Below are 21,070 nucleotides of genomic sequence, written 5' to 3'. Positions count from 1 at the left end.
GTGGGGGTGCCTGTCCCCGGACAGGCTCCCGGGCTCACTTCAGGGCGCCGCCGGTGACGGAGTTCTGCACCTGGCGCTGGAAGATCACGTAGACGATCAGCACCGGGGCGATGGTGATGATCACCGCGGCGAACAGACCGCCGAAGTCGATCTCGTAGCCGATCTGGCCGGCGTAGGCACCCATGCCCTGGGCCAGGACCCAGTTCTCCTGGCGCGTGTTGATGGCCACCGGGATCAGGTACTGGTTCCACAGCCCCAGGAAGTTGAAGATGGTGACCGAGGCGAGCCCCGGCTTGGCCATCGGCAACATCACGCTGAAGAACGTCCGCCAGTCCCCGCACCCGTCGATGGCCGCCGCCTCGGCGATCTCCTCGGGCAGCGTCCGGAAGAACGCGTAGAGGAAGAACACCGTGAAGGGCAGCGCGAAGGCCACGTAGGTCAGGATCAGCCCCGGCAGCGTGTTCAGCAGCGCCAGGCTCTGCAGCACGAAGAACAGCGGCACGATGGCCAGGAAGACCGGGAAGGTGAGTCCGGCCAGCATGAGGTAGTAGATGAAGCGACGGCCCGGGAAGGTGTAGCGAGCCAGCACGTAGGCGCACATCGAGCCCAGCAGCATGACCAGCACCAGGGCCGAACCGACGACCACCACCGTGTTGAAGAAGTAGCGCCCGATCCCCGCGTCGCTCCAGGCCCGGGCGTAGTTGCTGAACAGCCACGTCTCGGGCATGGCGAAGGGTGAGCCGCTGATGATCTCGCTGGAGCTCTTGAACGAGCTGAGCAGCGACCACAGCAGCGGGATCAGGATGATCAGCGCCCACACGGCGAGCACCACGTGCGACGCCACGGCGACGGCGCGGTCACCGCCGCTCGGCTTGTTGCTGCGCAGCGGGGAGTCCCCCTCGGCGCGGGCCGTGCTGCTGGTGCGCGGCTCCTCGATGGTCGTCACGAGCGCTTACCTTCGTCCTTCTCGGCCCCGGTCAGGCGGTTGACCACGAAGACCAGGGCGGCGAACGCCAGGGTGACGACGGCCAGGACGACGCCCATGGCCGAGGCCTCTCCCCAGCGGTTCTGGGTGAATGCGGTGCGGAACAGCGACTGCGACATCACCAGGGTGGAGTTGTCGGGACCGCCGCCGGGGTTCATCGCCTGCATGTAGACGAAGGCGTCCAGCGCGGCGATGCCCAGGTAGATGTAGGCGGTCTGCACGTTGTCGCGGATCAGCGGGACGGTGATGGTCACCGCCGTGCGGAAGCGACCGGCCCCGTCCAGGCGGGCGGCCTCGAAGACCTCCTTGTCCACACCCTTGATGGCGGCGACGAACAGCACCATGTAGAAGCCCACCATGGCCCAGACCATCACGAACATGGTCGCGGCCATGGCGGTGGTGGTGCTGCCCAGCCACGGGAACGAGGCGAAGGCGTCGAAGCCGAGACCGGTGAGGAAGCCGTTGAGCAGGCCACCACGCGGGTTGTAGACCATGCCCCAGATCAGACCGATGACGATGGCCGGCACCGCGTAGGGGAAGAACGAGACGACGCGGTAGATGGCCGAGCCCCGCAACCCGCGCACCTCACCGGTGCTGGACCCGCTCACCGTCAGCACGCTGGCTAGCGCCAGGCTGAGCACGATGGTGACCAGTGGCACCACGACGACGAGCTGGATGTTGTTGAACAACGCCTTGCGGAAGGTGTCGTTCTCGAACACACGGACGTAGTTGTCGAGCCCGACGAAGCCGCTCGGCGGGGTGAACCCGTTCCAGGACGTCAGGGAGTACCAGAACGCCTGGGCGAACGGCCACAGCACCAGCAACCCGTAGACGCCCAGTGGCAGCACCAGGAAGACCGCCATGAAGCTGATGCGGTCGAAGGTGGGCCGGCGGCGCCGGCGCCGGGGAGCAGGAGCGCTCCCCGGGCCGGCGTCGTCATGCACGTCCACCACGGTCACTGGACGTCGATCTTCTCGACCGCGTCGTCGTTGGCCACCGCGTCGGTGATCTCCTGCAGCCGGCTGGTCAGCTCGTCGACGCCCAAGGAGCCGTCGAGGAAGCTGTTCCAGACCGTCAGCTGGTCGGCGTTCATGCCGTAGGTGGACACGAAGTTGAACGTGAAGATGTTCTCCCCGGCCGCCTCGAGCATCTCGGTCTGGCTGACCAGCGCGGTCGAGCCGAAGCCGTCGGCAGGGACCGTGCCCTGGACGACGGTCGGGGCCAGCTTCTCCTTGGCGAAGTTGGTGGCCGCCGCTTCGCTCAGCATGGCACGCAGCAGCTCCTTGGCCCCGGCCACGTTGGCGGCCTGGCTCGGGACGATGAACGGCTCGCCCGCGGTGCTGTGCAGCGCGCCCTCGGGCAGCGCGGCGGTGGCGCGGTCCACGACCAGGCCCGGGAAGCCCTTCATCTCGAAGTCGTCGGCGGTCTGGGACTTCATCTCGTTCTCGATCCAGGCACCCGAGGGGTAGAGCAGGGCCTCCTGGTCGTTGCTCCACTGCGCCTGGGCGGCGGTGAACTGGGTTCCGGCGCCACCGGGGGCGAAGTAGCCCTTCTCGACGGCCTCGGCCATCTTGGTGAAGACGTCCTGCATGGCCGGCTTGGACCAGCACTCCGGCTCCAGGTTCTCGAGCGCGAGGCGGACCTCGTCACCGCCCTGCATGATGGCGGACTCGATGGCCATCGTCTGGTAGTAGGTCGCGGCCTCCTTGCCCCAGACGAACAGGTACTTGTCCTGCTCCTTGGCCTGGGCGCCGAGCTCCAGCGCCTCGTCCCAGGTGGTCGGCACCGTCCAGCCGTTCTCCTCGAACAGCGAGGCGGAGTACCAGATGCCGTAGACGGTCAGCACGTAGTTGATCGCGGCCAGCTTGTCGCCGAAGGTCCCCGGCGCGAGGACGCCGCCGTACAGGGTGTCCCGGATCGGGGTGCCCTCGTAGTTGACGGCGTCGATGACGTCGGTGAGGTCCTCGAGCTGGCTCAGGATGGCGTTGAAGCCGATCTGCTGGCTCCCGGAGTTGTCGATGAGGTCCGGCGGGTTGCCACCGACGAAGCGCGGCTGCAGCTCCGTGGAGATGGCCGTCGACGGGGTGATCTCCGGGGTGACGCCCATGTTGGCGCCCATGATCTGGGCGGCGAACTCGACGTAGTCCACGCCGTAGCCGCCGTTGAAGATGACGGCCTCGACCGAGCTGTCAGCAGGCACGCCGAACGGGTTGGTGTCGGTGGCCTCCTCGGTCTCCTGGGGTGCGGCCGGTCCGGCCCCGCTGCCGGCGCAGGAGGCCATCGTCCCGCCGAGCGGCACCATCGCCGCCGCGACCAGCGAACCGCGGAGGAAGTCGCGGCGACGCACGCTCCCGATCTGAGTGGTCATGTGTTTCTGCCTTCCGTTGTGATTTCGCTGAACTCGTGCGTCAACCGGTCCTGCGGCCCGGCTGGGAACTGATGGGGTGGTCGTGGGTGCCGCTCCTCGCGTCGCGCGGAGGCGCGGACGGCGCGCGGGGCGCGGCGGTGGGGGGAGACGGCGAGCGCGGTGGCCGCCAGGGTGGTGGTGGCCCGGCTGTAGTTCTGCTGGGCGACCAGCAGGTACAGCAGGTCGATCACCAGCAGCTGGACGTGCTTGGCCGCCAGGTCGTCGGGCTGCAGGAAGCGTCCGAAGGCCGAGGTGGTGATGGTCAGGTCGGCGGCCGCCGCGACCGGGGAGCTGGGGTTGTTGGTGAGCGCCACCGTCAGCGCGCCGGCCGTCCGGGCCTGCTGCAGCATCTGGATGGTGGACTCGGTGCGGCCGGTGTTGGAGATGGCCAGCGCGACGCACTCGGCGTCCTGCAGGGCGGCGCTGGTCAGCCCGGCGTGCAGCTCGACCCAGTGGTGGCAGCTGATCCCGATCCGGTAGAGGCGGGCCTCGAGCTCGGCCGCCATCACGGCGCTGCCGCCGATGCCGTAGATGTCGAAGTGCCGGCAGGTGGCGATCCGGGTGGCCACCAGCGAGAGCAGGTCGAGGTCGAGCTGGCTGGCGGTCTGCTGCAGGGAGCGGGTGTGGGCGCTGATCAGGGTGCTGAGCACGGTGGTCGGCGGATCCTCCGGGCGGAACTCCTGGCCGATGTCGCTCTGCCAGGAGGCGGCGCTGTCGCGGCCGACGTCGGAGGCGATGGCCACCCGGAAGGGGACGTAGCCGGAGAAGCCGATCAGCCGGCAGAAGCGGGTGACCGTGGCCGCCGACGTCCCGGTCTCCTCGGCCAGCTCGAGGATGGAGTACTCCAGCGGGGTGCGCGGGTGCTGCAGCAGGAAGGTGGCGATCTTGACCATGGCGGCCGACATCTCCGGCAGCGCGTGCTGGATGCGGCTGGTCACGCTGACGGCCTCCCCGGCGCCGGGGGTGCCCGTCTGCTTCGTCACCATGAAAATCCTTCTCCGCCGAAGACCTAAGCCCGGAAACTATTCTCATCGGGAGGCCGGGTCAAGCAGATAGGGCTACGAATGGGTAACGAAAGGTTCCACCGCGGTGACGCGTGGTGGACGCTGGGTAGACGAGACCGCCGCGCCGGCCGTCGCCGCTCAGCCGCGCGCTCTCCGGGACGGGCCGGGGGTCAGTAGCGGGTGACGCAGTACGGCCGGGTGGGCAGCTCCATCAGCCGGGCGAAGCGGTCCAGGGCGTCGGGGGTGCCCTCGAACCGGTTGGAGCGACGCAGGGTGCGGACCGTGACGCCGCCCAGGTAGAGCGAGCCCAGCGTGGTGACGTCCAGCACCACCTCCGGCTCCCGGTCGCTGCGGGTGACCTCGGCCCGGCGGTCGCGCACCTCGACCCGGAAGGTGCCCTCGGCCATGCCCATGGCGTCGCGGACGCCGAGCAGCACGGAGCCGTCCTGCACCCACTCCCGGGCCTCCAGGGCCGCGACGACGTCCAGCACCCGCAGCCAGATGACGTCCTCCAGCCGGGTGACCGAGTACAGCCGGGGGTCGGCCAGCGCGAACTCCAGCGGGTCCTCCATCGGGGCCCGGGAGAAGGTGACGTTCTCGACCAGGTCGACCGCGGCCAGGAACTGCCACAGCCCGAGGTAGGCGTCGTCGCTGGCCGTGACCAGGTCCTGGATGGCCAGCTGGCGCGGGCCCTGGCCGTCCTGCTCGACCCGGTAGCTGACGTAGCCGTCGACGGTGCCCGAGCCGTCGTGGTGCACCGCCGCGCGCCGGCGCTGGTCGGGCTCGTCGCTGGTCGGGTCGTAGCGGCCGGTCACCCACTCGGGGTACCAGGACGGCCGGTCCACCGAGCCCCGCTCGCGGGCGTGGAAGCGCTCGAAGACGTCGCGGACCACGTCGGCGCAGGCGTGCGGGTCCACCATCTCCACCCGCCCGGAGGCCTCGTCGCGCAGCCCGAAGCGCCGGGAGGTGTCCAGCGAGATGTGGCGCAGCCAGGTGGCGGCGCCGAAGCCGAAGCGGCCGTAGATCGAGCCCTCGCTCACGGTCAGCGCGGCCATCGGCAGCCCCGCGTCGCGGGCCTCGGTCAGGTCGGTGGTCATCATCTGGCGCAGCAGACCGCGGCGGCGGTGGGTGGGTCGGACGGTGACGTCGGTGATCATGTGCAGCGGCAGCAGCCGGCCGCCGCCCACGTTGAGGGTCTTGTCGAAGCTGATGAAGGTGGCCACCGGCGTGTGCGGGTCGAGGTCCAGCGGCGGCGGGTCGGTCAGGTAGGCCCCGCGCAGCGTCGCGCCGTCGGCCGCCGCGGCGCGCACGGCCACGTCCAGCCCCCGGGGGCGCATCCGGGCGTCGTGGAAGCCCTGGGCGACGGCCTGGAACCATCTCTCCGTGCTCGCGTCGGGCACGCTGCGGCCGTCGGCGTCGGTGGTGGCTCGTGCGGGCTGGGCTCTGAGGTCGTAGTCCACGGGTCGAGGCTAGTGGTCCGGGCTACGCTGGCCGGGATGAGCCTGGACCCGACCACCTGGGGATGGCCGTTCCCGGCGACGGTCGCGGCCTTCTTCGTGGTCGTGGTGCTCCGGGCCGGGGGCACCTACTGGGCCGGGCGGCTGGTCCGCCGCGGCGCGGACCGGGGCCGGGTCGCCGCCCTGCTGGCCCGTCCCGGGTACCGGCGTGCGGAGCGGTGGGTCGACCGTTGGGGCGCCCCGGCGGTGACGCTCTCCTTCCTGACCGTCGGCGTCCAGACGATGGTGAACCTGGCGGCCGGGGTGACCCGGATGTCGCAGTGGCGCTACCTCCCGGCGCTGGCCGTCGGCTCCCTGCTGTGGGCGCTGATCTACGCCGGGGTGGGGTTCGTCGGTCTCAGCGCGCTGCGGCTGCTGTGGGACCGCTCGCCCTGGTGGGCCGCCGGTGCCCTGGTGCTGCTGCTGGCGCTGCTGACCGGTTTCTGGTGGCGCCAGCGACGACGCACCGACCCGGTTCCCCTCCCCGTCTCAGCGCAGCCCCGCGACCAGTGACTGCGTCGCCGCAGCCGGCGGGACGTGGCTGCGGTGCTCCTCCGCGGGAGGTGCCAGCTCCCCGACCGGGACCCACTGGGGCAGCCAGTCGCCCTGGGTGATCGGCACGAACCCGAGCGAGGCCGCCTGGGCGCGGCTGGCGCCGACGTAGCGGACCAGCAGCATGTCGTCCAGGCGCCGCAGCAGCTGCACCCGGGCTCCCCGCCAGCTGGACAGCGTGCTGACGCCGAGGGCCGCGACCACCTGCTCGTTGTCCACCACCGTCCGGCGGGTGCCGTCGGCCACCGGGTGGAACTCCGCCGGGGCGGTCACCCCGCGTCCGACCAGCACGGTGTGGCGGTCGCTGAGCACGACCGCCTCGTGCAGGGTGCCGTCCTCGAGCTCGACGTAGTGGCCGTTGTCCAGCCGGCGCCCGGGCAGCACGGCGGGCGCCGGGCTCCGGGTGCCGCTCCAGGTGCCGGAGCGGGCGCTCCAGGTGGCCAGGTGCTCGGCGTGGCCGTCGGCGTGCAGACGCCAGGCCTCGGCCAGGTGCGGGACGGCCACCGCGCGCACGGCGGGGATCTCCAGCTCGTCGACCGGCTGGGTCGAGGTCGAGCCGGGGGCCTGGCCGCTGCCGTTCCAGGGACGGGCGTGGTCGCGCACCGCGGTGGCCAGCCCCAGTCCCGGGTCGGGGGCGTCGGGGGCCAGCGGGACGAGCAGGTCGGCGTCGCGGACACCGTTGAAGCGCAGCACGTCGACGCTGGCCGCACCCGGGTCGTGCACCCGGGTCGGCACCCCGCCCGGACCGACCAGCTCGAAGCCCAGACCGAGGACGGCGAACAGCTCGGCCGGGGTGCGCAGCTGCGCCACCTGGGCGAGCGGGTGGACCAGCCCCGCGACGGTGTCCTGCCGGCCGTCCAGCAGGGCGTCCAGCTGACCGGGTGCCAGCACCAGCTGCAGCGCGGTCTGCATCCCCGCAGGGAGCACCGCCAGGGCGGAGGCGGCGTCGGCGAACTGCGGTGGCCAGGCGGGGGTGTGGTGCCGCGGCGGCTGCGAGGCCACCGGCCGGCGCAGGTCGGTGAAGGCGGCCGCCAGCCCGACCGCGGCCGCCCCCAGGGCGGCGCCGGCCAGCAGGGCGGCGACCGGGGGACCGTCCGTGCTGCCCGGGACCCCGGGCGGTCCGGCGGTGGGGTCGGGGGGCAGCGGCTGGGGAGCTCCGACCCGTTCGGCCCGTCCCGGGCCGGACTGCGTGCCGGGCTGACCGGGCTGGGCCGGCTGGCCGGGCTGCCCGGCGGAGCCTCCGGGCTGGCCCGGCGCGACCACGGCGCCGGGCTGGGTCGGAGCCGGCTGGGCCCCGGGTGCCGGGGCGGCGCCGGGGCCGACCGCGGCACCCGCCGGCGGCACGGACGTCCCGGGCTGGCCGACGCCGCCGCCGAAGGTCTCGCGGACGGGTCCGAACCCGGGTCCGGCGGCCGGCGCGGGCGCGGGGGCGGCACCTCCGGCCCCGCCCATCACGGCCGGGCCCGAGACGCCGGCGCCGCCGACCGGGGCGCTCGACGGGGCACCACCGCCCAGGCCACCGCCTCCTCCGGCACCTCCGCCTGCGACACCACCGCCGGCCCCGGTGCCGCCCACCGCGCCACCGGAACCACCGGAACCACCGGCGCCACCGGCGCCACCGGCGCCGCCGGACCCGGCGGCCGGAGGGGCGTCCACCGGGCCGGGCGCGCCGCCCAGCGGTGCACCGCCCCCGCCGAACCCTCCCGAACCGGTCGGGGCCGGAAGGACCTCGGGGGTGATGACGCCCGCGGCGCCGGTTCCGGGGCCGCTGCTGGGCGGGCTGGGGACCGGTGGTGCGTCCACCGGGCCCGACCAGCTCGGGGCCGGCGGCGCGGACGGGACCGAGCCGTGCCAGCTGCCGCCACCACCAGCACCACCGCCACCACCAGCACCACCGCCGCCACCACCAGCACCGCCGCCGCCGCCGTGCGAGGGCGAGCCGCTGACGGGGGAGTGCCCCGGTGAGTCGTGCTGGCTGGGGGCGCCGCCCCCGGACGAGCCCTCGCTCGACGGACCGGTGAGGTCGGGGAGGACGGAGGGCAGCAGCGGTCGTCGCGGACCCTCGTCGCCCCGACCGGGCAGCGGGTCGTCGCGGTGGTCCTCGCGGTCGTACCCCGGGTGGTCGTCGTCGCGTCCGGGGACGGAGCCCGCGTCGTCGTCGAGTCCGTGGCCGGGGTGGTCGTCGCCCTCGTGCCCGGGCTGGTCGTCGGGACGGCTCGACCCCTCCTCGCCGTCGAGACCCGGGTCGGCCTCGGGCCCACCGCCGCCCCACGGCGGCCTGCCGGACCCGAGGGGACCGGGGGCGTCGTGCTCGTCGTCGGCCGGCGGCACCACCGGGTGGTCGGGTGCGCCCGGGAGCGGCAGGCCGTCGGGCCCCAGCGGCGGCTCGATGCCGTCGCCCTCGGGGTCGAGGTCGCGCGCGGTCTGGTCCAGGTCGAGGTCGGGGACGGCCGGGCCGTCACCGTGGAGCAGGTCGCGGTACTGGTCGCGCAGCGCCTCCTCGGCCGCGTCGGTCTCCCCGGGCGCGGTCGCCCCGGGACCACCGGGTCCACCCGGGCCGTCGGGTCCACCGGGGGCGTCCCCGGGGGCGGCGCCGCTGCCCCCGCCACCCGTGCCGCCGCCGGCTCCGGGAGCCACTGGCGGCAGGTAGTCCGCGACCCCCAGGTCGGGGTCGGGCGGGCTGAGCGCGGAGTCGACGGCCGGGTCGGTGCTGGTGCTGATGTGCTCCCCCTGGGAGCCGCGCGCGTCCACGGAGAGGTCGGGGGAGATGGTGACGTCCAGGTCGAGGGCGGCCAGGCTCTCGCAGAGGGCGTCGTTGATGGCGCGGAGGTGGGCCGCCGCGGCCAGCTGCGAGGAGCGCAGCTCGGTCAGGAGCTTGCTGGGGGGCAGCAGGTTGGTGGGGTCGCGCAGGGCCTGGGCCGAGGCCGTCTGCAGGGCGGCCAGCACCACGTTGGCCGCCTCCTTGGCCCGCACCACCAGCCGGGCCGCGGTCGAGCAGCCCTCGGCGAGGGTCTGGCTGGCCTGGGCCACCGAGCTGATCCACTCCCGGGTGACCTGTCCTTTCCGCTGGACGGCGTCGGCGGCGGGTCCGACGTGGCTGTCGGCCAGCCGGGTGAGGTGACGCTGCAGCTCGGTGCCGCGCTCGGTCGCCTTGTCGGCGGACGCGGACCAGGTCTGGGCCAGCGCGTCCAGGACGTCCTCGTCGGTCTCGGGGAACTGGCCCTCCCAGACCCACGCGGGGATGGTCCAGTGGTCGTTGACGGTGATCACGCGACCGGCTCCGGTCCCTGCGAGGGCACGGTGCCCGCGGCCCGGACGGCCTCGTCCTCCACCTGGGTGTAGATCCCGCCCATCACGCCGAGCCGGTTGGCCACGGCCTCCAGCTGGGTGGCGACCTGCACCTGGTTCTCCAGCACCCGCCGCGCCGGGCCGGCGTAGGCGGAGAGGAAGGCCTGGTCGACCTCGCCGGAGCCGAAGGACCCGGTCGCGGTGCTCAGCGCGAGCTGCAGGGTGGCCCGGTCACCGGCCGCGGCGGTGGCGGTGGTGGTCACCGAACGGGCGGCGTCGGCGATCTCGGCGCGGTCGTGGCTGCTGGTGCTCATGCGGTCCTCACTCGAAGGGGCTCCGGGTCCGGTGCTGCTCGTGGTGGTGCCGGTGGCGCTCGGCGGGCTCGCCGTCCTCGTCGTCGACGGTGTCCCGGTCGGGCGGGGCCAGCAGGTCGGCTCCGACGTGGGCCACCACCTCCGGCATCAGGTCGACCAGCCGGGTGACCGGGTCGGTGTCGTCGCCCTCGCGGGCACCGGCCTCGCGGAGCTGCTCGGCGGCGTCGGCGCTGGCCCGTCGGTGCGCGGTCAGCAGCGCCTGGCGGAGCCGGGCGATCGAGCCCAGGTGCATGGCGCGGGGCTCGAGCTGGAGGTCGACGACCTGGTTGCGGGCGTCCACCACGACCACCACCGCGTCGTCCTCGGCGGCACCGCGGCCGCGCACCGTCCGCAGCGCCTCCAGGGTGGCGTCCAGGTGGCGGCGGTGGTCGTCGAGCTCGCGGTCGAGCTCCTCGCGACGTCGCCGCAGCTGCCCGACCTGGTGGTCGAGGTCGGCGTCGCTGTCGAGGGTCCGACGACCCCGAGCGGACGGCTCCGTCATCGTCGAGCTCCTTGTCTGCGGCGTCGGTCCTGGTCCGTTCTACCCCGGCGCGGGTTCACCGGGGGTCGTCACGGGCTAGCCTGCCGGGGTGAGCGCAGCAGGATCGGGACCCGGGGCGGACCGCACGCGGGAGCTCCCCGAGCCGGACTGGGTGCCGGTGCCGGGCTTCGACCTCACCGACGTCACCTACCACCGCTCGGCCAGCGTGCCGGCGGTGCGGATCGCCTTCGACCGTCCCGAGGTGCGCAACGCCTTCCGCCCGCACACCGTCGACGAGCTGTACCGGGTGCTCGAGCACGCCCGGACCAGCTCCGACGTCGGGTGCGTGCTGCTGACCGGCAACGGCCCCTCGCCCAAGGACGGCGGCTGGGCCTTCTGCAGCGGTGGTGACCAGCGGATCCGCGGGCGCTCGGGCTACCAGTACGCCGAGGGCGAGGAGGGCCCCGACGCCCCTGCCCCCGGGGACGCGGCCGCGATGGGCCGGCTGCACATCCTGGAGGTGCAGCGGCTGATCCGCTTCATGCCCAAGGTGGTGATCGCCCTGGTCAACGGGTGGGCCGCCGGTGGTGGGCACAGCCTGCACGTGGTCTGCGACCTCACCCTGGCCAGCCGCGAGCACGCCCGCTTCAAGCAGACCGACGCCGACGTCGGTTCCTTCGACGCGGGCTACGGCTCGGCCTACCTGGCCCGTCAGGTCGGTCAGAAGCTCGCCCGCCAGATCTTCTTCCTGGGCGACGTCCACGACGCCGAGGACGCCTACCGGATGGGCATGGTGAACGAGGTCGTCCCGCACGACCAGCTCGAGGCCGTGGGCCTGGACTGGGCGGCGAGGATCTGCCGCAAGAGCCCGACCGCCCAGCGGATGCTGAAGTACGCCTTCAACGCCATCGACGACGGCCTGGTCGGGCAGCAGGTGTTCGCCGGCGAGACCACCCGGCTGGCCTACATGACCGACGAGGCGGTCGAGGGCCGTGACGCCTTCCTGGAGAAGCGCGACCCCGACTGGTCCCGCTTCCCCTACTACTACTGAGCTGTCGCGCCCGGGCATCCCTCATGATCAACAGTGAGCCGATCCACTGGGAGGATCTTCGCTGCGCCTACGGCAGTGCTGAGCGGGTCCCTGACCTCCTCCGTCGTGCTGACGAGGCTGGTCCCGATCCGGGACCGGTATGGGACCACCTCTGGGGCTCTCTCTGCCACCAGGGAACGGTGTACTCAGCCAGCTATGCCGCGGTGCCTGCTTTGACTGCGATGTGCCGGAGGACGGAGCCACGCGGCCACCTCGAGCCGCTGCTGCTGGCCGGCTCCATCCTGGCGTCGGACGACGCCCCTGAGGACGCGGCGGTGCTCCGTGCTCGGTACGCCATGGAAGTCGCGGAGCTGCGGGCGCTCGCTGAGCGCTGCGTCGAGTTCGCCTGTGACGACGTCGATTTCATCTACGGGCTGGAGACGCTCGCGGCCTTCACGGACAGAGGGGTTTGGTCAAGGAACCTCAGCTACCTCATGGACGGCGAAACGGCGGTGCACTGCCGCGGCTGTGCCCAGAACCTGCTTGTCCGCACCGAGGAGCTCCCTGCCACCGTGACGTGCTGGGACTCGTCTCGAGAGCCGACGACGGTCGCACCTGCGGCCGACCTCGGACCGATCGAGGAGCGGCTCATCTCGCTCGCCGAGGCGAACGACCGCCCACAGGTCGTTGCGCAGCTGCGCTACCTCTTCGGTCGCGTGACCTGTCCGGAGTGTGGCGTGGAGTTCCTGACACGCGACGCACTTGCCTAGGTGCTGCCCTCGGCGGCTGAGGACCCGCCCCGCCACCGGCGAGCCGCATCCGTGCTCCGCCCAGTGCGACATCTGGCCGGGTAGTCGCGGCCAGGTGTCGCACCGGGGCGGGACCGGGGGCGGGCACGCAGTAGCCTCCGGTGAATGGACATCGTGGTGATCGGCGGCACCGGGCACATCGGCTCCTTCCTGGTGCCCCGGCTGGTCAGGGGTGGTCACCGCGTGACCACCGTGCAGCGAGGGACGCGGGAGCCCTACGTCGATGACGCCGCCTGGGAGGACGTCCGCCGGGTGGTGCTGGACCGCGACGCCGCCGAGGCGGACGGCAGCTTCGCCGGTGCGGTCGCCGAGCTGGGGGCCCGGACGGTGGTCGACCTGACCTGCTTCACCGAGGATTCCGCCCGCCACCTGCTGGACGGCCTGGTCGGGCGGGTCGAGCACCTGGTCCACTGCGGGACGCTGTGGACCCACGGCCCGAGCCTGCTGCAGCCGGCGCTGGAGGACGACCCGCACCGGGCCCCGGTCGGGGAGTACGGCACCCGGAAGCTGGCGGTCGAGCGGCTGCTGCTGGCCCAGTCCGAGGACGGCCTGCCCACCACCGTCATCCACCCCGGCCACATCAGCGGTCCCGGCTGGCCGGTCATCACCCCGCTGGGCAACCTCGATCCGCGGGTCTGGCAGTCGCTGGCCGCCGGTGAGCCGCTGCACGCCCCCGGCTCCGGGGCCGAGATCCTCCACCACGTGCACGCCGACGACGTCGCCCAGCTGTTCGAGCGGGCCGTCGAGGCGCCGGAGGCCGGGGTCGGGCACGCCTTCCACGCGGTCGCCGCGCAGGCCATGACCGTCCGCGGTTTCGCGGGCCTGGCCGCCGCCTGGTGGGGCCGCGAGGCCGACCTGGTGCTGGTGGGCTGGGACGAGTTCCGGGCCGAGGTCGGTGAGGACCACGCCACCGCCAGCTGGGAGCACCTGTCGCGCAGCATCGTCGGGAGCATCGAGCTCGGACGCTCCCTGCTGGGCTTCGAGCCCGCCTTCACCGCCGAGCAGGCCGCCCACCAGTCCGTGGTCTCCCAGGTCCGGGCCGGCACCCTCGACGTCCCCGAGCCCCACCCTCTCGACCAGCAGGACGCGACCGCCCGCTAGCAGCCCCCCGTGGCCCGGCGGCGACGTCCCCTGGCGCCTGCGGCTGAGCGGCCGGTGTGCACGGATGTTCACTTCGTGGTGGCCACCCGTGCTGCTCTCGTAACGTCACGGCACACACGCCGATGACGACGGAGGACGAGATGCGCGGGACCCGCACGCTGGACCGAGGTGACCGGGGACGCCGGCGCCGAGGGCACTGGGCGGGGGTCGTGGTGGCCGCGCTGCTGCTGGCCACCCCGGGCCTGCTGCAGCCCCTGACGGCGACGGCGGCCGCACCCACCCTGGTCAACGGCGACTTCTCCGAGGTGGCCGCCAACGGCGTGCCGACGGGCTGGGGCGCCTGGCGTCCCGCCGGCACGGCGACCGTCGCGGTGGACCCCGACGGGGGACCCGACGGCGACCCCGCGGTCGTGCTGACCTCGACGTCGGGCTCGACCGCCCGGATCGCCCTCACCCAGCGCATCCGGGTCGACGCCGCCACCCCGCGCCGGCTCACCGTCCGTGGCCAGGTACGCGGCGACGGACTCGGCGGTGGCTTCAGCATGCTGCGGGTGCAGGGGTACGACGCCTCCGGCCGGGTCGTGCTGCCGGTGGCGCGCGGCCCCTACCTGACCGGCACCTTCGACTGGCGCCCCATCGAGCAGACCCTGGAGCTGCCCGCCGACACCGCACAGCTGTCGGTCGAGCCGATGCTGGACCGGTCCGGGGGCTCGATCGCCTTCGCCGCGCTGGAGGTCACCGAGACCGACGACCGTCCCCGGCTGCAGGTCGGGGTGACCGGGGCCGGCGTGGCCGAGCTCCGCTGGGACCTCGGTGCGGCGGCCACCGCCGACGTCGTGGGCTACGCCGTCCACCGCGTGGAGGGGAGCCGGGCACCGGAACCGGTGCCGGCCACCCTGCTGCGCACCGCGGTCGCCGCCACCACCGCCGACGACAGCGTCGAGCCGGGCACCACCTACACCTACCTCGTCGTCGCCCTGGACGCCTCCGGTGCGCCGCTGGCCTCCACCACGCCGGCCACCGTGACCGCGCCGGCGACCTTCGACTCCCAGCAGCAGATCGCGACCCTCACCGCCCTGGCCACCGGGGACGGCGCCCGCGTCGCCTGGTCCCTGCCCGCCGGGGCCGGGGCCACCGGGCTGGAGCTGGTCCACGGCGACCAGCGGCAGCCGGTGAGCGGCGCCGCGGGCGTGGTCGTCGTCCCGGCCGCAGCCGGTGACCCGCTGCGGCTCGAGCGCGACGGCCAGGAGCTGGCCCGTGCGAGCGTCGGGCGCTCCGAGCACCCGCGCGCCGTCGTGGACGGGGACGCCCTGGAGACCCTCCGCGCCTCCCTGGACGCCGGCGAACCCACCGTCACCGCGGCCTGGGAGGCCGTGCTCGAGCGCCTGACGGGCAGCGGGTCGGCCTACCCGACCAACGGCAGCGCCGGTCTGTACCGGGCCCGCGACGCCGCCTTCGCCTACGCCGTCACCGGCGACCCCGCCTGGGCCCAGGCCGCGTTCGGCTCCGCGATGGACGCCGAGGCCTTCGTGGTGGCCCGCGACACCAACATGGGTCTCGAGCTCGCCCGGGCCAACCTGCTGCTGGCCCCGGTCTACGACTGGTCCTACCCCGGCCTCGACGAGCCCCAGCGCGCGGGGCTGCGCGGTCTGATGAAGCGGTCCGCGGACCTGCTGTCGACCTACCACCACGACACCCTCGACATCACCGACAAGGCCAGCAACTGGGTCGGTGTGGTGCGGAGCACCGAGCTGGCGCTGCTGCTGTCGGCCCGCGGCGACGGCGACTTCGGCACCTACGACGAACGGATCGGCTACCTCACCGACCAGGTCGCCCAGCACCTGGACCACGGCTACGGCGAGAGCGGTCACACCCAGGAGGGCTGGGACTACCTGCACTACACCGGGCTGTACATGCTGCCCTCGCTCTACTTCGCCCGGGACGCCGGCATCGAGGTCCTCGACCCGCACCTGGCCCGGCCGCAGTGGTGGAACCTCGCCCTGCACGTCGCCTCAAGCCGACCCGACGCCGACGTCGCCCAGTTCGGGGTGTCCGGGCCCTCCGGTCAGGTCGACGGGCTCTTCCCGCTGCTGTTCCCGCTCACCCCCGAGGGTGCCGTCCCCGGCCTGAAGCACCTCTACGACTCCGTCCAGGGCGTCGGGTCGGAGGACCGGTCCTTCGACGGTCTGCACTCGATGTGGACCGCCCTCTACTACCCGACCACCGCCAGCCCCGACCCCGCCGACGTCACGGCCCCCGCGGCCGGCCGCGCCCTGCTGGACGACGACCCGGGCTTCTACGCCTTCCGCAACCGGCTGGCCGACGCCGACGACACCGTCGTGGTGACGTCCAACCGCAACTCCCAGCACAAGGGCTGGTCGGCGGCGGAGACCTTCTCGCTGTCCTGGATGGGCCACGGCACCACCTGGGCCGGGCAGGGCGGCAAGTCCGCCACCTCCCCGCAGGTGTGGAGCAAGCCCCTGGTGGACGGGGCGCTGGAGCCTTACGCCAACCAGTACGAGACCGTCCGGGGCGAGGGGCGGACGCTGGCCTCACGCGCCTTCGAGGGACAGGGCGGCGGCTACCTCCACCTGGACGGGGCCGCCAACTTCGGGGTGGACCGCGCGGTGCGTGAGCAGGTGGTGGACCTCGCCGCCGGGCGCACGTCGGAGGCCCTGGTGGTCGTCCACGACAGCTTCGCCGACGACGTCGAGCACCGCTGGGACTGGCAGCTGCGGCCGGAGGCGGGGGTCGCCATCGACGTGGCCGACGCCCCGGCCGCCGGCGAGCCCACCTTCACGCTGACCGACGAGGACGGCACCGTGCTCAGCGGGTTCGTGCTCACCCCGACCGACGTCGAGGTGGCCGACCTGGACGGCACCCTGCGGATCTCCGCCCAGGGAGAGGCCGTGGACTTCCGCATCGTGCTCGCCACCTCCACCAGCGGCCCGCTGCGCACCACCCCGGGCCCGGACGGCACCCTGGTGGTGGACGGCCGGGTGATCGACCTCGAGAGGCTGGACACCGGCGCACCGTTCCCGGCCGAGGTGCCGGCCGACGGGGCCCGGACCGCACCCGGGCGCGGGGTGCTGTCCACCGACGAGGGGCACGACACCGGGCTGCGCGACGGCACCTTCCGCCTGACCGCGGACCTGTGGTGGGGGGAGAACGCGAGCCTGGTCCGCCTGTACGAGAACGGCGAGCCGCTGGCCGTGCGCCGCCTGACCCCGGCGACGCCCGCGGCGCAGCGGGTGAGCGTGGACGTCGCCGGACGCCCGGACGGCCGCTACACCTACACCGGGGAGCTGGTGAACTCCCGCGGGACGACGCCCCTGAGCCCGGTCACGGTGGAGGTGACCGACGCCGCTCCCGGCCGGCCGGTGCTGAGCCACGACGACCACGACGGGGACGGCACCTTCACCCTGCGGGCGGACCTGTGGTGGGGGACGAACGCCACCAGCTACCGCTTCCTCAGGGACGGGCAGGAGGTGGGTTCCGGCGAGCTGGTGGCCCGCACCCCGCAGGCCCAGCGTGCGGTGCTGGCGGTGGAGGACCTGCCGGTGGGGTCCCACACCTTCGTGGTCGAGCTGGCCAACGCGGCCGGGGAGGTCCGCAGCGAGCCGCTGGTGGTGCGGGTGCGCGCCGGCGGTCGGTGAGGGGTGGGCGTTGACCCGGGCGGGGGGCCCGTGGACGATCCACGGGTGATCCCGCACGAGCGCCACACCCTGATCCTGCGCCAGATCGAGCTGCACGGGATGGTCATCACCGCCGAGCTCGCGGTCGGCCACGGCGTCTCCGCCATGACCGTGCGCCGCGACCTGGAGGAGCTGGAGCGGCGGGGGCTGCTGCGCCGGGTGCACGGCGGCGCGGTCGCCCGCAGCTCGTCAGCGGCCACCGCCTGGCGGCACCGGCGGCCGGTCGCGACGATCGGCATGGTGGTGCCCTCAGCGGACTACTACTTCCCGGGTGTGGTGCGGGGAGCCCGGGCGGCGGCCGGGCAGCTGGGGGTGCGGCTGGTGCTCGGCGTCTCGGACTACTCCACCGACCGCGAGGTCGAGCAGGTCCGACGGCTCCTCGACAACGGGGTCGACGGGCTGCTGGTGACGCCGAGCCAGTCCTTCGACCAGGACCGCACCACCTACCGGCTGCTGGCCCAGCAGGACGTCCCCGCCGTCGTCGTCGAGCGGTCGCTGGAGGGGGCCGACCCGGGGATGCCGATCGGGGGCGTCCGCAGCGACCACGCCCACGGCGCCGAGCTGGCGGTCCGTCACCTCCTCGACCGTGGCCACACCCGGGTCGCCGTCGCGTGGCGGGCCGGACCGACCGCCGGCCCCGTGCTCGCCGGCGTCCGGCGGGCGATGGCGGCGCTCTGCCCCGACGGGGAGACGACCGACGTCGCCATCCCCGCCGACGGCACCCCGGCCACGGAGCAGCGCGCCCGGCTGGAGGGGGTGCTCGACGACCTGCTCGCCGGGGGCTACCGGGCCGTGGTGGTGCTCCCGGACCAGGCGGCCATGTCGCTGGTCGACATCGCCCTCGCCCGGGGGCTGCGGGTGCCGGGGGACCTGGCGCTGATCGGCTACGACGACGAGTTCGCGGGGCTGGCCGGCGTCCCGCTGACCGCGGTCGCGCCACCGAAGTTCGACGTCGGGCACACCGCGCTGCGCACCTGCTTCGACCGGCTCAGGGCCCGGGCGGTCTCCACCACGCTGACCCGGGTGGCGCTCCTGCCCACCCTCGCCGTGCGCGACTCCACCTGACCCTGCCGGCGACCGGAAGGGGTCCACCGGTCGGGCGCCGCGTCCTGCGCGGTTCCCGGTGGTGGCCTGGGGACGGCTACTGGGCCAGACCGTAGAGGCGGTCGCCGGCGTCGCCGAGACCGGGGACGATGTAGCCCACCTCGTTGAGGCGCTCGTCGATCGCGGCCACCACCAGCGTGCAGGGGACCTGCAGGTCGGCCAGCACCTCACGCAGGTGCTGCACCCCCTCGGGGGCGGCCAGCAGGCAGATGCAGGTGATGTGGTCCGCACCGCGGCGGACCAGGAACTCGATCGTCCCGGCCAGGGAGCCGCCGGTGGCCAGCATCGGGTCCAGCACGTAGCACTGCCGCCCGGAGAGGTCGTCGGGCAGCCGCTCGGCGTAGGTGACCGGCTGCAGGGTCTCCTCGTTGCGGGCCATCCCGACGAAGCCGACCTCGGCGGTGGGCATCAGCCGGGTCATCCCCTCCAGCATGCCCAGCCCGGCGCGCAGGATCGGCACCACCAGCGGGCGCGGGTCGGTCAGCGCGGTGCCGGTCATGGTGGCCACCGGCGTCTCGATCTGCACCGCCCGGACCCGGACGTCCCGGGTGGCCTCGTAGGCCAGCAGGGTCACCAGCTCCTCGGTCAGCCGCCGGAAGGTGGGGGAGTTCGTCCCCCGGTCCCGCAGCATCGTGAGCTTGTGGGCCACCAGCGGGTGGTCGACGACGCAGAGTTCCACGCCGTCAGCCTGTCACAACGGACGCCTGCCGGCTCGCCGGTGAGGCGGTGACGTCGCGCGCGGGGACGCCCGCCTGCGTCCGTCGGACGGTGGCCACACGGGGTTCACCTGGGCGTCGGGCAGCAGCCCTAGCGTCGGTCGGGGCGGCGCTGGTCGCCCGACCACCAGGAGAGGAAGGCCGCCGTGACTGCATCGTCGGACGTGACCAGGTTGAGCCGACGGGGTCTGATGGGCCTCGGAGCGGGGCTGGGGGCCGTGGCGGTCGGGGCCGCGGTGGCACCGACCACGGCGTCGGCGAGGCCCGGTGGCAGCGCGCGGCGGGCGGTCAGCATGGCCATGCACGTCCACTCCAGCTTCAGCGAGGGCGGCAGCTGGGCCGCCGGTGGCGGCGGGGCCAGCATGATGGCCCAGCTCGACCAGGCCACCCGCAACGGCGTCGACGTCGTCTGGTGGACCGACCACGACTGGCGGATGAACGCCTACGGCTACTTCCAGGAGATCGGCTTCGACGGGACGCCCGAGGGCGGCAAGCTGACCTGGACCAGGCAGGTGGAGGGGTCGTTGGCCGCCGGCCGGCACGCCTTCGTGGCCGACCCGCACAGCACCCAGGAGTCCGGGCGGGCGCTGCAGGTCGAGGCCACCGCAGCCGGGCAGGGGTGGAGCACCTGCTGGTTGTGGGCCAAGGCCGGCAACAGCTTCTACTCCACCAACCTCTCCGACACCACGCTCACCGTCGACGTGCTGGGCGAGCAGCTCGGCCCGGATGCCGAGCTCGTCGTCCAGCTGGAGACGTCCAACCGCCCGGCCACCGCGGACCGTCCGGCCGGGCTGTACCTGCTGGAGTACCGCGTGGGCCTCGAGGACGGTCGCTCGCTCGACACGCCGCTGACCGGGGTGGTCACCACCCGGGCCACCGGGGGGTGGCAGACCCTGACGATGGACCCGGTCGCCGACGTCCGCCGGTTCTGGCCCGACCTGGTCGCCGGCGACACCGGTCTGGCGAGGATCCGCTTCGGGGTGCGGGTCCGCGAGGGGGCCACCGGCCGCGCCTGCTTCGACCGGTTCCGCTTCCTCCGGGGCCCCGACATCGTGCAGGACCCGGTCACCACCCAGCGCGAGCTGATGGACGAGCTCGCCACCCGCTACCCCCAGGTCACCCAGGCGCTGGGCTCGGAGGTGTCGATGATCCGGCACATGAACGTGTACATGACCGACTTCGAGCTCTACCCCTACCCGCCGACCGGCAAGGCGCCGAGCCTCGACCCCACGGTCGAGGGGGCGCAGCGGGTGGTCGACTGGTACCACGACCGGGGCGCCCTGGTTCAGTACAACCACCCGGAGACGACCGTCGAGGAGTTCGTGGCCACCCGGGCGCTGGGCGCGGACCTGGTCGAGGTCCCCGGCGAGGACGACGAGGTGGTGGCGGAGCGGTTGGCGCTGTTCGACGCGGCGGCCCGCAACGCCGTCTTCCTGACCGCCACCAGCCAGCTCGACGACCACGCCGGACGCGACTGGGCAGGGCTGCGGCACGGGTTCGTCACCTCCGCCTGGGCCGACTCGACCGAGGTCCCCGACCTGCTGGAGGCGATGGCCGCCGGCCGGTTGTGGTCGCACCACCTGAGCCGCGCCCCGCAGGCCCGGATGGACCTGGTCGCGCGCGGCCGCTCCGTGATGGGACAGGTGCTGCGGACCCAGGCGTCGGTGCTGCCGCTGGAGCTGGTCGCCCAGGGGCTGCCGGAGGGCACCACGCTCGAGGTGGTCGTCGGGCTGTGCGACCGCACCGGTGCGACCGAGCCCGCGGTCGAGCGGCACGCGGTGCCGGTGCCCCCGGCACGGGGTCGCCCCACCCGCTTCCTCCTCGAGCGGGCCGGGGGCCGGTACCTGCGGGTGGAGGCCCGTGACGCCGACGGCTCGCTGCTGGCCATGGGCAACCCGGTGTGGCTGCTGCCCTCCGACGCCGACGTGGTGGTCCCGCCGGCGCGGCGGTCGCTGGACTGAGTCCCCGTCCGGCGCCGGGGCGGACGGCGTCCGGCAACCAGGTGTCTGGGGCCGTCCCCATCTGACACGATGGGGTCCGTGCGTGCCA

The 21,070-nt window shown here is 73.8% G+C and carries 16 protein-coding genes; 7 read left to right on the top strand and 9 right to left on the bottom strand.

The annotated features are described in order from the left end of the window. Positions 1 to 34: 34 nt before the first annotated feature. The 5 genes from BLT52_RS01460 to BLT52_RS01440 form a co-directional block, all read right to left on the bottom strand. Complete coding sequence (locus BLT52_RS01460; RefSeq protein ID WP_090589940.1) at positions 35 to 946, bottom strand: carbohydrate ABC transporter permease; 912 nt, start codon at positions 944 to 946, stop codon at positions 35 to 37. Further along, positions 943 to 1,935, bottom strand: a complete 993-nt coding sequence (locus tag BLT52_RS01455) for a carbohydrate ABC transporter permease (protein ID WP_231946444.1) — start codon at positions 1,933 to 1,935, stop codon at positions 943 to 945. Before BLT52_RS01455 ends, BLT52_RS01460 begins: the two co-directional genes overlap by 4 nt. Before the next feature lie 5 nt (positions 1,936 to 1,940). Next, positions 1,941 to 3,353 carry an N-acetylglucosamine/diacetylchitobiose ABC transporter substrate-binding protein gene (gene ngcE, locus BLT52_RS01450; protein ID WP_090589938.1) on the bottom strand — a complete coding sequence of 471 codons (1,413 nt, stop codon included), beginning with the start codon at positions 3,351 to 3,353 and terminating at the stop codon, positions 1,941 to 1,943. Then, positions 3,350 to 4,375, bottom strand: coding sequence for a MurR/RpiR family transcriptional regulator (locus BLT52_RS01445; RefSeq protein WP_197679149.1), 1,026 nt, complete (start codon positions 4,373 to 4,375; stop codon positions 3,350 to 3,352). Before BLT52_RS01445 ends, ngcE begins: the two co-directional genes overlap by 4 nt. Positions 4,376 to 4,566: 191 nt before the next feature. After that, entirely contained in the window at positions 4,567 to 5,856 is a 1,290-nt protein-coding gene (locus BLT52_RS01440) for a GNAT family N-acetyltransferase (RefSeq protein ID WP_090589934.1), read from the bottom strand. 36 nt (positions 5,857 to 5,892) lie between these two features. Here BLT52_RS01440 and BLT52_RS01435 point away from each other — a divergent pair, with 36 nt between their 5' ends. Next, the gene (locus BLT52_RS01435) at positions 5,893 to 6,405 is read left to right on the top strand and encodes a DedA family protein (RefSeq protein ID WP_090589931.1); all 513 of its coding nucleotides are present in this window, start codon (positions 5,893 to 5,895) and stop codon (positions 6,403 to 6,405) included. Here the strand turns inward: BLT52_RS01435 and BLT52_RS01430 are convergent. The 3 genes from BLT52_RS01430 to BLT52_RS01420 are packed head-to-tail and all read right to left on the bottom strand — an operon-like array spanning position 6,382 to position 10,587. Then, complete coding sequence (locus BLT52_RS01430) at positions 6,382 to 9,714, bottom strand: WXG100 family type VII secretion target (RefSeq protein WP_090589930.1); 3,333 nt, start codon at positions 9,712 to 9,714, stop codon at positions 6,382 to 6,384. The two genes, BLT52_RS01435 and BLT52_RS01430, sit on opposite strands and share 24 nt — an antisense overlap. Beyond that, positions 9,711 to 10,046: a hypothetical protein gene (locus tag BLT52_RS01425; protein WP_090589927.1), complete on the bottom strand. Its 336-nt coding sequence runs from the start codon at positions 10,044 to 10,046 to the stop codon at positions 9,711 to 9,713. Before BLT52_RS01425 ends, BLT52_RS01430 begins: the two co-directional genes overlap by 4 nt. Before the next feature lie 7 nt (positions 10,047 to 10,053). Next, positions 10,054 to 10,587 (bottom strand): YbaB/EbfC family nucleoid-associated protein, encoded by a 534-nt coding sequence (locus BLT52_RS01420; RefSeq protein WP_090589924.1) that lies wholly within the window; start codon positions 10,585 to 10,587, stop codon positions 10,054 to 10,056. An 88-nt stretch (positions 10,588 to 10,675) separates the two neighbouring features. On the opposite strand from BLT52_RS01420, the gene BLT52_RS01415 reads away from it, so the two are divergent. The 5 genes from BLT52_RS01415 (at position 10,676) to BLT52_RS01395 (ending at position 18,266) form a co-directional block, all read left to right on the top strand. After that, entirely contained in the window at positions 10,676 to 11,617 is a 942-nt protein-coding gene (locus BLT52_RS01415; protein WP_090589922.1) for a 1,4-dihydroxy-2-naphthoyl-CoA synthase, read from the top strand. Between the two features lie 23 nt (positions 11,618 to 11,640). After that, positions 11,641 to 12,366 (top strand): hypothetical protein, encoded by a 726-nt coding sequence (locus tag BLT52_RS01410; RefSeq protein WP_157676908.1) that lies wholly within the window; start codon positions 11,641 to 11,643, stop codon positions 12,364 to 12,366. Positions 12,367 to 12,510: 144 nt separating this feature from the next. Then, entirely contained in the window at positions 12,511 to 13,506 is a 996-nt protein-coding gene (locus BLT52_RS01405; protein WP_090589917.1) for an NAD-dependent epimerase/dehydratase family protein, read from the top strand. Between the two features lie 122 nt (positions 13,507 to 13,628). Beyond that, positions 13,629 to 17,162: a hypothetical protein gene (locus tag BLT52_RS21635; protein ID WP_090589914.1), complete on the top strand. Its 3,534-nt coding sequence runs from the start codon at positions 13,629 to 13,631 to the stop codon at positions 17,160 to 17,162. 45 nt (positions 17,163 to 17,207) lie between these two features. Next, positions 17,208 to 18,266 (top strand): LacI family DNA-binding transcriptional regulator, encoded by a 1,059-nt coding sequence (locus BLT52_RS01395; protein WP_090589912.1) that lies wholly within the window; start codon positions 17,208 to 17,210, stop codon positions 18,264 to 18,266. A gap of 76 nt (positions 18,267 to 18,342) precedes the next feature. Here BLT52_RS01395 and upp read toward each other — a convergent pair whose 3' ends face one another. After that, a complete protein-coding gene (gene upp / locus BLT52_RS01390; RefSeq protein ID WP_090589909.1) occupies positions 18,343 to 18,984 on the bottom strand; it encodes a uracil phosphoribosyltransferase in 642 nt (213 codons plus the stop codon). Positions 18,985 to 19,167: 183 nt separating this feature from the next. Here upp and BLT52_RS01380 point away from each other — a divergent pair, with 183 nt between their 5' ends. Then, on the top strand, positions 19,168 to 20,982 hold the full coding sequence (locus BLT52_RS01380) for a CehA/McbA family metallohydrolase domain-containing protein (RefSeq protein ID WP_157676907.1): 1,815 nt from the start codon (positions 19,168 to 19,170) through the stop codon (positions 20,980 to 20,982). Positions 20,983 to 21,070: the final 88 nt, after the last annotated feature.

The sequence above is a fragment of the Auraticoccus monumenti genome (genome assembly GCF_900101785.1).
Lineage (GTDB): Bacteria > Actinomycetota > Actinomycetes > Propionibacteriales > Propionibacteriaceae > Auraticoccus > Auraticoccus monumenti.
The sequence above is the reverse complement of the archived record's forward strand: the minus strand, read 5'-3'. Positions and strand labels throughout refer to the sequence as shown.